This window comes from Edwardsiella anguillarum ET080813, from assembly GCF_000264765.2.
In the GTDB taxonomy this organism is placed as follows: domain Bacteria; phylum Pseudomonadota; class Gammaproteobacteria; order Enterobacterales; family Enterobacteriaceae; genus Edwardsiella; species Edwardsiella anguillarum.
The window spans coordinates 81330-94469 of sequence record NZ_CP006665.1 but is presented as its reverse complement, the minus strand read 5'-3'; the positions used below and the strand labels follow the sequence as shown (position 1 = coordinate 94469).

The 13140-nt window shown below is 44.3% G+C and carries 9 protein-coding genes; all 9 read right to left on the bottom strand.

The window, feature by feature from the left end:
* Positions 1-4 precede the first annotated feature (4 nt).
* Entirely contained in the window at positions 5-1012 is a 1008-nt protein-coding gene (locus tag ETEE_RS20690) for a TraU family protein (protein WP_071881973.1), read from the bottom strand.
* Positions 1009-1674, bottom strand: a complete 666-nt coding sequence (locus ETEE_RS19180; protein WP_034164938.1) for an EAL domain-containing protein — start codon at positions 1672-1674, stop codon at positions 1009-1011. The genes ETEE_RS20690 and ETEE_RS19180 overlap by 4 nt, the downstream gene beginning before the upstream one ends.
* Entirely contained in the window at positions 1671-2939 is a 1269-nt protein-coding gene (locus ETEE_RS19175) for a TrbC family F-type conjugative pilus assembly protein (RefSeq protein WP_034164939.1), read from the bottom strand. The genes ETEE_RS19180 and ETEE_RS19175 overlap by 4 nt, the downstream gene beginning before the upstream one ends.
* A complete protein-coding gene (locus ETEE_RS19170; protein ID WP_227625209.1) occupies positions 2902-3405 on the bottom strand; it encodes a S26 family signal peptidase in 504 nt (167 codons plus the stop codon). Before ETEE_RS19170 ends, ETEE_RS19175 begins: the two co-directional genes overlap by 38 nt.
* 26 nt (positions 3406-3431) lie before the next feature.
* Entirely contained in the window at positions 3432-3749 is a 318-nt protein-coding gene (locus tag ETEE_RS19165; protein WP_034164941.1) for a hypothetical protein, read from the bottom strand.
* 18 nt (positions 3750-3767) lie between these two features.
* Positions 3768-6209, bottom strand: coding sequence for a type IV secretion system protein TraC (gene traC, locus ETEE_RS19160; RefSeq protein ID WP_034164942.1), 2442 nt, complete (start codon positions 6207-6209; stop codon positions 3768-3770).
* A complete protein-coding gene (locus ETEE_RS19155; RefSeq protein WP_034164943.1) occupies positions 6206-6910 on the bottom strand; it encodes a DsbC family protein in 705 nt (234 codons plus the stop codon). Before ETEE_RS19155 ends, traC begins: the two co-directional genes overlap by 4 nt.
* A gap of 160 nt (positions 6911-7070) precedes the next feature.
* Positions 7071-12554, bottom strand: a complete 5484-nt coding sequence (locus tag ETEE_RS19150) for an Ig-like domain-containing protein (protein ID WP_034164944.1) — start codon at positions 12552-12554, stop codon at positions 7071-7073.
* Positions 12555-12751: 197 nt separating this feature from the next.
* Positions 12752-13135 carry a TrbC/VirB2 family protein gene (traA, locus tag ETEE_RS19145; protein ID WP_034164945.1) on the bottom strand — a complete coding sequence of 128 codons (384 nt, stop codon included), beginning with the start codon at positions 13133-13135 and terminating at the stop codon, positions 12752-12754.
* Between the last annotated feature and the right edge of the window lie 5 nt (positions 13136-13140).

Genomic DNA, 13140 nt, shown 5'->3' with positions numbered 1-13140 from the left:
TCCATTATCGGTTGCAGCAGTCGTTCCATCGCCAAATCGTATAAATTGGATCTTGCCCAATAGCAGGTATCGTTTTTGCTAATCCCCATGTTAATGCAGACTCACCAACAACATGGGATGAATCTGTCTCAGGAACTGGATACAGCAAGGTAAACTTATATTGAGTTTTAGGCAGTGTGGGGCTAATGACACCTCTACACATTGCATCTGACCCCATCGTTTTCCATGCTAATCCTCTACGATGGAGAGCGGCTAAAACCCGAGTGCTTAAAAGGGAACTATCTCTCAATACTCCTTTCCCTCCATTCTGATTGCCGCTAAGAGGATACAGAGCCCCCCATGACCCAGCGCACCAGAAAAGCTCTTTCAAAGGTTTTCCGGCTGTAGATGAGATAGCATCTGCGGTACATGCCATCGCAGCTACAGGATTCGCAACTAACGCCGCCTCAGGATTTGTGAAAAAGGCAAGCTCATCATTATTCCATGTCGGATCAAGCTCAGATAAATACATAATATCCAAATCCATATACCCATCAGGATTACATGCTTGTTTCACAAAAAGATCTAACATGGATAGCAATGGAAATGCATAGTAGTGATAGTGCATAAATGATCCATCACCTCCATCCATATCCCCCTCTCCATGATGTCCTTGATTTGTTCGATCGAAAGGAAACCTCATGCCATTTAACACAGATGAGCATCCTGGAACTCTCTGGAACTCGATTAGCCTAGCGGGCTCCCACATCGATGTAGTCACACCTGGTCGCGGAACGCCAAGATTATCATTGCACAAGCAAAGTGGGTTTTTTGCCGCATCATCAGGATAGTTACCACCGGGACCACTGATTGGAACACCAGCTATTTTTATTGGGAAAATGCAACTCCAACATATATCTGTAATTAATTTTCCACTAATTACATTTGCGTTTTGGCATCCAGGCTCTGCTATCGAAGCACCGCTCCATGCCAGCGCCAAAAAACCAATATATCGAACAATATGCTTAATCATACTTGAGCCTTTAATTTATTTGACTGACCGCTGATGGTCTCAGGCTCAGCATGATAAAAACCCTGCTGCCAGCAAAGACCAAGTAACTTGGCACGGTTCATTAAAGCTGACGACTCAACGCACTCAACAATAATGGCTACTTTATTTTTGATACAGTGATGAATAGCGTGGTTGTCAATAAGAGAGTCAAGTTGTCTTGCATCAAACTTACAGTAGTGCCATCCATAGTTACATAGTCTCTCAAAAGATGAGTTTATTTTCCCATAATCATCTAATGCTAACTTAACCCCAATCGCCGCTAGTTCTCTCCATCGGGCGGATAGAGACGCATCAGTAACCTCTTCCGTAATTTCCACAACGATATGACTAGTTTGCTTTAAGAGAGACTCTATGATTTTCACCCAAGAGTTAAACAGTATATCTGAGCTCAGTGTTTGCTCAGATACGTTGATAAAAAGCGCACCGTGTTTCATGCATACATGAATATTATCCCTTATAAATAAAGCCATCCTAAAGTCAACCTCAGCCCAATTAGGTTTCACTATCATACTGGATGGCGAAACAATCCCGCCATGGACATGCCATCGAGCAAGAGCCTCAGCAGCAACAAAATCACCAGATACAATATCCTTTATTAGTTGTAAGGATGGCTCAAATTTCATTCCCCTCCCTCCCCAACCTCAAATAGTTCGCGCACTATAAACTTCCCCCCCTTGGCTGTGATCACACTAGGGGTATACTCCAACTCAAACCTAGAGATTAAGTCAGGTGTAAGAAGATAAATCGGAGCATCAAAATGGTCTGAGATTTTCTTGTAAGAGTCCCAACCACTATCCCTATCAAGGATAGTGGCAATATATGTTAATCTCTGGACACCTGGCTCACGTCTTATTTCAGGAAGTTTCTTTGACAATAACTCAAGTTGATTTTTGTTTAATGGATCGAAAACAATTACAGCTTGAGTAAATGGTCTTGTCCCCGGCTTGCATATAGAAGAATTACATAAAGGGTTAACCACTGTACCAGCATGGGCTAAAACCGTACCATCTTGCGTAGTGATATCTTTAGTCACAACAACACTAGGATCAATTTCTCTTACCCTAGCCCGTGTAGCTGTAGGTAATTCACTAAACTTCTGCTTAGTCCAAAACCTTGCTACAGCTTCCTTCTTCTTCTCATTCCAATCAATCTTAGCTAAGCGTTGCTTTGCCACATCAATAAGATCTGGCTCACTAATACTCTCTGTAGGCCCTTTTACTCCTAGATCACCAGACTCCCCTGATTTCACTTCTCGTGCAAGCCATGTGGGATCTGATAGGCCAGATACTTGTGCAACTGCTATGGGAGTCTCCCCTGGTAAGGGCTCATCCTCCAGCATAACAATCGTCGGTACTACAGTGACATTGTACATTCTGAACAACATTGGATTGATAATGATATTTGGTACTGGATTTTTCTTTGCAGCCAAAGCTTGAATTGCCTGAATTCCTTGTCCTAGAGTCATCCCCTCAGGGATGCCACGAAAAACCACTACCGCATCTGGGTGCCCAGATACAGATGTGAGAATGTCATTTACCCCCTGCTCTCCTAATGAGTTAGACGTAAAAACCAATGTCTTATGATCAGTATAAATTCCTTTTTCAGCTTGTTTTCTCCGCATCTCTTGCATTGTTGGATTGCTTGATTGAAGCTCTTTAAGGAATTTTTTTGCTTCGATCTGAGCTGAATCCATATGCTTGTTCATTAGCATGGATGACATATCCATCTCTTGCGCTTTCTGGGTCAGTAGTTTTCCCTGCTCTATTAGAGATTTATCTTGGACTGACAGTAAGGAGTCCTGTGCAGTAACACCACAAGAAAATGAAAACACTACTGCCGTTAGAATCAACTTAGAATAATGGATATGCTCGGCCAATAATTTGATCATTTTTTACAGTTCCCCAATAGCGCGAATCGAAGCTGAACGGACTCTTGCCCATAAACCAGTAAGAGCCATCACTTAGCTTGGCTTTACCATAAAAGCTGCTTTCCTGCCTTTGTAAGCGCTTTGCAAGCTGTAGTCCCTCACCGACAACATCCCCATTTACTTTGATTAGCCAGTCATCGTTGATTTCAACTATATCTCCTGGCATACCGGATAGTATCTTGATCATGCGAGTACCATCTTTATAGAATGGCTCCATGTTTTTCGCATGGAAGGCATACACAGCCCCTCTTTCCATTTCTTTATCTTGAAGATCTACCAGAAAAAAAGTATACCCAGGCAGACATTTTTCCTTCTGCGGGTCAATCCCAATACGATAACGATTAGCAAACATAGATCCAGCTAGAAGAATAGCGACAATCACTATCCCAGCCTTTAGGGAAAAATATACCCATGGCTCCTTTTTCACAAAAAATCTTTCTAGCCATCGACTCATTACTTCAATGCCTCATCAGGAAGATACACATCTCTTGGTGCTCCAACGACGCTGCTAGAGTCAAGAACCAAATACCCTGCATCTTTCAACTTCACTATCGCATTATTGGTTTTAACCATTAGCTGCTCCACTTCCTCCTGAGAAGCTCCCGCAGGATACGATGATGCTAACTTAGCAAAATCCACAATTACAATTGGAGGGCTTTGATTTAAACGATCATTTATAGCAGTAATTTGCTTATCCATAATATAATTACTGCCAAGTAATCCACCAGCAGAGCCTAAAACAGATGCGATTAAGATGGTTTTAATATCCATGATAACTCCTCCTATGTTTTATTGCCGACGATCGCGCATTACAGCTTTAATTGCATCCGGGATGCTAAACCCATCTTTCACATACTGATCGATAGCATTCACATCTACAGGATCTGTTGAATAAAGTAACTTTTGGAAATCACCAACTATGAGTCGGCCAATACCCATACCGGATTTCGATTTAATGAATATCTCTGAGTAAACACCTTGAATAGTATGGACCGTTTTAAGAGAGTGGAAGCCACCATCAGAAAGAGTTAATCGACCACTACGTTTTACTGACTCAATGGTCTCCTCTGTCTGACCAAGTAAATACATGCTAGCAGAGTTTTCTGCAATTGCTCGGCCAACAGCATTCTCATAAAGGTCATTGATTGACTGTGTTGCGATAACAACAGAACCACCATATTTACGGAACTTACGGTATGCATGTTCCATAAATACAGAAACCTCCCCTTCTTTTAAGAGATCCCATGCCTCATCGACAATGACAACTTTTTTCCGGTTACGCTCTCCGAGGAAAACCTCTTGTTGAATCTGGTAAATCAACTGGAGTAATACAACTTGACGCAAATGTTTACGACCTTGAAGCTCATCAAGCTCTAATACTGTGAATTGATTTTGAAAACTAACGTTATTTTTATGCGAAAAATATTTCCCATAGCTACCTTGCGATGTAAATGCATAAAGCTGTTGACCGACATCTTTCAGACGCTGATCATTGTCCTCCTCTAGGCAGCGTTCAGCGATATCATCCACCTTCATTTCCGTGCCTTTTTCTTCCCAGATATTGGCTAGCACTTGTTTTAATGCAGAGATCTGCCACTCACCTAATAGACCTTTGGCTGATGCCATTGCACAAACAAGGCTCACAATGGCATCCTCTTCATCTTCATAATTCTGTATAAGCTCAAATGGGTTAATACATACATGAGTCCCTTCTTCAAAATGAACAAAGTCACCCTTTAACATTTCTGCTAGTTTTTGATACGATTTACCTGCATCAATAACCCATACTTGAGCACCCTCTGATAAGTATGAAAATATCAACTCATTAGTTAAAAATGACTTACCAGACCCTGATTCAGCAGCAATCACCAAATTTTTATTGGTGTTACTATCATGCAAGGAGAGGCTCATGAGCTGACCGTTACGAGAAATCAGTGCGGCATGGAACGTCCCACTTCCCTTCCATTCACCAAAAATAGGTAACAGAACTGCCGCTTGTTCAGTGCTCATTGTTTTATATCGAAACAGATCTCGAATAGCATCCCGGTCGGTACAGAATGGAAGGCAATTAATAAACATAGGGAGAGCTATGAACTTATCTTCCATCAGCACGAATCTAGACTCGCGCCAAATACTCCTAGCGGCCATTGCAGCGGCCTCAACGCGATCTTTTGTAGGTGCAAAAATAACCACTGAATAAGATATTTTTATTGGCTTTGCGCCATCCTTCATCGAGTCATAGAGAGTATCAAAGCTATCTTTTTTATCTGCTAAAACAGGAATAAACTTGAGCATAGGACCATAGGCCTGATTTACAATGAATTGTCGCTTACGCTCTAAGCTACTCCGTGTCTTTTCAACATCAGGGAAAAATATATTAGTCACTACCATGTAGTTTTCTTTGATGTTGCTGTTACTGCCGCTAAGATCGCCAACATAACTCAAAGCATCACCAAAATAGCATGACTGCGGCATTTTCTTTGCTGACAACACCTTTACATGATAATCGCCCAGGCGAATCCCTTTCTTGCTAACCTCTAAATCCGTTCCATAGTCAAGCAACTGCTCACAAATCGGCCTATCCGTTTCCCAACAAACAGAATCACTCCGCCATGCAGCATCAGGCCCCCAGTTAAGGATTGTATTCATGATGCGGATATAATGTCCGGCAGTCATAACTCTAGGTGCGAGTTCCACAGTTTGTAGTGAAGACAGAACTTTCGTATGTAGTTGAGATACATCTCTCAACTCATTTTCTGTTGGCGTATTCCCACTAATGGGAATTTTGCACGTAATGAACAATTTTAAATCTTGAATGATACCATTGTCATAAACACCTTTATTGGTTCTTGCTATAAGCCTATCTGCTGTATGCTGCTGTAAAAAATCAACTCGTTCGTTTATAACAGATGTCAGCAATTCATGACGAAAACCATCACGTAACCCCAGCATCCGATACATCTCTTGATTAATATCTGGGGAACGGAAAAGGATAATCTGGAGGGTTGTTTTTGATGGGAATTCCTGGTTTAAAAAACCATTCACCCTCTCTTGGATTTTTTCATCTGCGCCACTTAAAGGCTCACAAAGAAAACCAAAACCAAGACTTAAATCATCCATTAAGAAGATATGGCTCTCTTCATCATATGCTAGGACAGGAACAATACCTGCGGCTCTCATATGATCATGAATAATAGAATCCTCAAGTTTCTTCTTGATAGTTACTATCATTGCTTACTCTCCAACCAAGCTTTAAGATTTTGAGGTCTGCCTTTGCTGATTCGGCCATCTTGAGCCACAATAAATGGAACTCCTTCTATCCCAATAAGGTGGGCAGTAAGTAAGGTTTGATCATACTGACCTGGATCGCAGGGAGTTTTTACCGCAAGAGATTCGAGAGCGTTCGACTGTAGGGCCCCCAGGACTTTATCTTTATCTTTTGCACAATACATTGCCTTCGCTAACCGATTAGACTCATCGCCAAGGGCAGGTATCACTATAATTTTGAAGGTGTACTCATCCTCCAATGACTTTGCTTCATCAATTAACTTGCGGCACACATCACAACGAGGATCAGTAAAAATGACGACTTCTTTCTTACCATGTCCCATAGAGACAGTATTCAATGTATCAACATCCATTCCAAAATTTTTAAAATGGATACGTTCAGCCACGTCCTGTAACTCAGAGATTGTACTAAGAGGCTTTTTGCTCCATAAATCGTAAAGCTGTCCTGAGATGACAAACCTTCCGTTATCGGATAGGAACACGATCTGTCCATCACTATCTACGGCTTTCATCCCTTTAATTGGAAGTGTGATAATACTGTCAATTTTCGCTGCCCTGGGATCGGTGATTTCCAGCTTTGATGAAGCGTTGGCAAAAGTAATAGCTCCAAGTGCTATCACTAATCCAAGTAACTTGGTTCGCATATCTATCCCCTAGAATTGGACTCCCGAATGCTTGCAGTGTATCTGGGAGGCGGGAATAACTTCGCCTCTGTAAGCGCCCAATTTGGACAACTTTAGCGTGATTTAAAAAAAAGCCCGGAATTGCTCCGGGCCTTATCGAGACAGGATGTACGAGAGATGCTTAGTTCATAGTAGCGGTTTCAGACCGGCCACCAGAGTCATCAACACCAACAACAGAGATCGTTGGTATGCTCTTGTTTGCCCCTTTACTAATAGTAACGCGATCAGAACGGATGCTCTGTAGCTCCCCCCCAATAGTCCACTCATACGACTTCATACGCCCATCTGTATCCTCACAGTTTGCGTAGACTATCCATGAGCCGATAGTTTCCTTAGAGGTAAGGTTACACGTAGGCAGCTTGTTCTCTGCAACAGTGATCTTCACCTCCCCCTCAGCCTCATGCCCCATTTCTGAGTTGATTTTGAGTTTGATACTATGCTCACCGGCACCCAACGTGGCTCGACCATAATACCCAGTTCCATCGAGATCCTTACCATCAACCGAGTAGGTTCGAGCTGCAATACGATCACGAGGATGTCCGCCAGAAATGTATGGTCGCAACAATACATCGAACGGCTCTCGTTGATACTTATTCGAACCGGAGTATTGCAGATCTATGGAGTAGGGTTTGGCCTGTCCAATAGTCAGTGGCTGTTCGATGACTGTCTCATGACCACGGGAATCACGCACAGTTACCTTGATCGTATAGTCACCCGGATTATTAATCACAAACACCCTAGCTGTATCTTGCTTCTGCTCCTGGACCGTCACACCTTGCGGCAACTCCCATTCATATGAGGGCTCTTCCAACTTACCATTGAAAGCAATTGCCCTCACCGAAGCGCTAACAGTCGCCGGAGCGACATCTGCATTTCTACGAATCTGCATCGCAAAGTGCGGCCAGACATACTGCCAGGTACGAGAATGCAAGCTATATGTAGCTTCGGCTCCTTGGTCACGGAATCCCTCAATCCAAGTCGTGTACTTCGTCTCGACAGACTGATTTAAGTCAGCCTCGACTGGTACATACTCTGCCGTATCACCTTCAACGATCGCCCCATTAGGTAATGTGAAGAACCCTTTAACCGTCACATCCATCCCACGATAGGGTAAGCTGGTTTCTGCTTTAAAGGTGTACTTTTTCCCTATCTCGATAGTTTTTGGCCCTTTGATGTAAGGGCGCGGCGGTTTGATTGCTCGAAAATCTACACCGACCTTCGCTACCTCATATGCATACCCATCGTCAGCCGGAGCCTGATCCGAACGGACTCGTGCCCACACGCGGTATCGAGTCTCCTCATTACTAGAAAGAGTGAGGCTGTTTCCGGTATGGGTATAGGTTTTACCGCCATCAGTGGACCACTCAATTACAGTATGATCTCCTGTGATAACCTCTTTGTTTAACGTCAGGTTTGCAGTGTACTTACCCTCACTACCGACAAAGAGAGCCGTTGGGCCAGTGACAGTAATGTCCGGTTTGTCATAAGCAACAACACTAACCGTCTCCGTATACTTCTCTGCTCCAGAGTTAACGTTAATGACTTTCGCACGTACCTTATAATTCCCTTTATCGAAAGTTTTTACTAACTGGTACTTATATCGTTCTTCCGGAACAAACTTCTCCCATGACTTGCCATCATCACCACTGGTTTCCCATTCAACCCGTCCTGTCGCCCGAAGGTCTTGACGATCAGCAAGAGCCAACTTGAACACAGCAGTAAAGGGTGCTTTACCAGATAATTTTCTAGCTTGGATGTCAGCACCAATAGCTCCACCACGTAATACTGTCAGGAACGCGGGTCTACTTGACGTCTCGACACGGCTATACCCCTCGATAGGGCTATCCAGCACAGCCTCAGCAACAATCCGCACAGAAGATGTGTCCACCTTAGACAGGTCTACCGCGAACTGCGCTTCACCATTGGGTGCTTCTGCATAATCAGTGAGAGGGACCACTTCGTTATAGGCTTTTTGTTGGATCAACCTAACTTTCCATACGCCCATCGTATTCGCATCATACTTAGCCGTAGGCTTGTACTGATCTCGGATTTGTACGCGAACAGGCAGGGCCTGAGTATCCAAGGCCGTATCACCCTCGACCTCAACGACCGGCTTAACTCCATCAGAGGGCACTGAGATCGCTCTATAGACAGCTTCGGCTTTAACGTCAGGAACTCTCGTATAGGATGCCTTAACCTTGTAAGCGGTCTCCTCCCATAATGCACGATCATCTGTATTGATACGACGATATACAGTATTCGTAGCCCCCCACCCTGGGGCAAATGACTCTGACTCTAAGACACCGTTATTACGTGAAATCTCAATGTTCAGATCAGCCTTCTCTGAACTAATAACGGCATCCCCCAAATAGCTGCCAGCCATAGGAACCATGTAGATGTTGTCTTTAAAATTGTATTTTGAAGACAGAGCAATAGTAGGTGTTGGGGGGTCAATAGCCTCAATATTGAAGCTCTCATCATTCAACGTAACTCGCGTCCCATTACGAGTAAAAATGCTTACCCTCCAATCTAATGGGTGTGGCCCGTTCTCAGAGAGACTTCCAGAAAGGAATGGTGATTCAGAATATTGGTCTTGAACTAAACCATTAGGGATCTGCTTCCATTCAAAGAGGCAGATACGGCTCGCACTCCCAATTGGTTTATTGGCGGCCTCTTTCTTGGCTCGCTCAGCAGTAAGAGTTAGCTGACAATCAGGCCCTTTATTCTGCTTGAGGTTGACAGAGAAATCCTCGATAACACGATTGACTTGGGCGATATCCTCACGAGGAGCGAACCCTACAGCACCATATGCACTAGTTACGGACAGGGATTTAGAGCCTGAGCCAACCTTAACTTTAGAACCGTCACCATTGAACAAATATAGGCTATATTCAACGGGTTGTTCGCCAATACTCACAGCCTGTCCCACTAGCCCAGCGACCTTTAAGCCTTCACTATCAGAGGTGCTTTGCTCTACCTCATCTGGAGTTCTATCCCATTGCAGCAAACATACAGGATCTCGAATTGGATCGGCTGCTCTTGCCTCGCTTTCTTTCGTAGTAAAACGACAGGCGACTCCCGTATCCGGAACCGCAGATATCTTCACGGGATCGATAACCTGGCGAACCGACCATGACTCAGCAGATAATTTCGCGGCCCCCTTCCAAGTGTTGATATCTACAACCAGAATCGGAGAGTTTGGCGCAGAAGTCATGACTAGTAAGCTGGAACTACCGACTATATCAGGCACTGCGGGTTTAACAGGAATACTCAATCGCCCTTTGGAGGCGCTGAAATCGTGTTGGCTCATAATGCCCATCGTCTGCCCTGGCTGGATACTAACTCCATTCACAACAAGGGGGACTTTTGCATCAGAGCGCAATGTTGCGAAGACATCATAGGACCCACTAACAATGTTACCATCACTCAATGTTAATGGCTGGGTCTCCAATATTCGGCTGCCATCAGTATGAGTAAATTCATACGTGACCGCTGGAATCATGACCTTTCCATCCATGCCATCAGCTAGAGTTACTTGGCGTGGTTTATAGGCGAGTGTCACAGCCTTAGCCACCGAGTTACCCTGAGCATCTTTACCTTTGATTGTCAGGGTATATGACTCCCCCTCTTTGAGAGAGGGGAACATCACCGGATACTCTAAACGGAACTGCCCCCTTGCCTCCTCACGCCATGACAACTGAACTGTCTCTTTAGCCGGACCGCCAACAAGAGATATCGACTCTAACTTGGGAGATGGATCAATTGCATCGACTAAAGTAACGACAACATCATCTAAGCTCTGGATATTAGCACCATTGGCTACACTGATAGCCATTGTGGGTGGTGTTCTGTCAGAAGTCAGTTGGAACATTGGCTGACGAGTAAGCGGCCCATGCATCTCCTCTGCGGCAGCAACTAAGTTAAATTGCCCTTCGGGTAATGTTTTAAGATCCCACTGGTAGGTGTAATTTTCCCAGTTATCAGAAAGCAATCCCCCGACTGGTGATAGACGGTTTCCTTTGTCGTCCTCGATCCAAGCCCCTCTTAATCGAAGCCTATCAAAAAAGGAACCTCGACCGGCCTGATTTACGAACAGAGTAAATACCTTACTCTCTGGATCATATTTTTGAGTTAGTTGAGGGTAATACTGATCGTTCCAGTTTACCTCTGCCCACATCGGGTTAGAGCGCAATGACTCGTCAGCATTAAATACAGTGACATTATCATGCACATAGCCACTAGTTCCCTTAGCCATCGTAAAACTATTAGCAATGATACAGTGATCTTGCCCTGCGGGAATCTCACAAGTCCCCCGATGAACGGCCTTTTGCAGATAAGGCCGGGGCTCCACCTTAACTTTCATTGCACTAACTGTTACTGGAAGAACATCATTCTTCACCCAGTAACGGTGCATAGTTGACCATCCAATATCGCTGTAGTTGTAATCTACACCAAGAAGCCTCGGGCTTTTTGGCGCAGATGGAGCAAGGCTCAAATTATATGAGATATATGATCCACCCCATTCACCGAAGTTCACCCAACGCCAATAGTTACCATCGGTATTTCCATAGGATGCAGTTGTGACAAGATAAACGTAGTTGCTATCCTCCCCAACCTTTGTCATCTCACCAAGAGAGTTCACCATGTTAAGGCCCCCCTCTCGATACTCATGCCAGTTATTACGAGGGATTCGCCATGCTAGCTTGATAGGGTTAGTTTTAGAGACCATTCCACTAACGTATGGGACAAAACTCTGTAACCCTGGGCCTAAGCTACTCGTACTATCAGGATCGAATACCCCAAATGGAGTGGAGGGGGCATTCACAACGTTATCAAACATCACCTGCTGGCGAGGAGATACATAGATATTCCCTGCACTATCCACGACCTCGAATTGAAGGTTGAAGACCTCATCAAGATCAGTGCTCGGGAAAAAACCATCCTCAAAAAATAGCCGCGCCTGTTTGTTAGCGGCATCGTAGTCCATCGCCTCATCTTTATGGATAGAACCGTCCTGACGGTACAGTTTTACATGTACACTCTTTATCGGCGAATCATCAGAAATACCTGTCATCACGAAAGAGTTTCTCTCAGCGCCACCTCTCCCTAGTTTCCAAACACTTCCGCTATTAACTTGGCCGAACGTGTTATAAACAGGGGAGACTGAGCTAATGGTTGGTGAAGAGGTATCAACTGAAAAAGGGTACTCGTCGCTCTGAACACTAGAGTTATCTGAGGCAATGATTTCAGCTTTGAGTCTATATACTCCCGCTGGTGGAGCTGGTAGTTGAAGCTCCGCACCATAGTAAGACTTACCACCGACAGTGATACGGTCTGTAGCCCCTAAGAGATGGCTCGTCTGTGTGGAAAGCACTGAGCCATCAGGCTTTAGTACCGATATCCTGACTTTTCTATCAATACCAGCACTTAGTGAAAATGACACATTATCCATCGGATTGGCGTAGTTCGCATTCGCGGACAGAGATCGTTGCGTTCCATCTGGAGCCCGGAAGGTATATTCAAGCAGCTCTGCATCAGCAGTCCCAACGGACAGAACTGCGATTGTGCCCAGTAAAGCTGAAATTTTAGGCTTTAATCTGATCATCACATTCTCCATTTATCTAGGGTTACAAGAACCCAATGCTGGAGATTAATGGATAAGACGCAAAAACATGGGATGTGTAACTGCCCTTTTTGAGAACATTCGCTATATGTATGAATATTTTTCAGAATGGGAGCAGATATATAAAAGGGCAGCGTTTCCGCTACCCTTTCAATCTAGATCTAGAGGGGGATAGAACCTTAAATTACCAGGCCATTAGTGATATGGACAACCGCAGGGATCACCTTTTCTGCATGTTCTAACGTAGCAGACATCATAGACTCGACGACGGTTGGAGCGTTATACAGGCCCATACCACCACCGATCCCCATAGCAAAAGCCATCAGAGACTGACGGGCGATCCCCCCGACAATCCCTACCAAAATGATGGCACCAGCGACAATTCGACCCAACGTACCTTGAGTCCAATCTTTAAGAGTTGTCCAGACTTCATCAAACTCTGTACCACCGGTCCCTGCATGTGCCTGGACAGATACGAATAAAATAGCTAATGCCGCTACTGCTAAAGAGAAGAGGAAGACTTGTTTTTTCTTTTCAACACATAACAGCTCATTAAAGTTCATCAGTT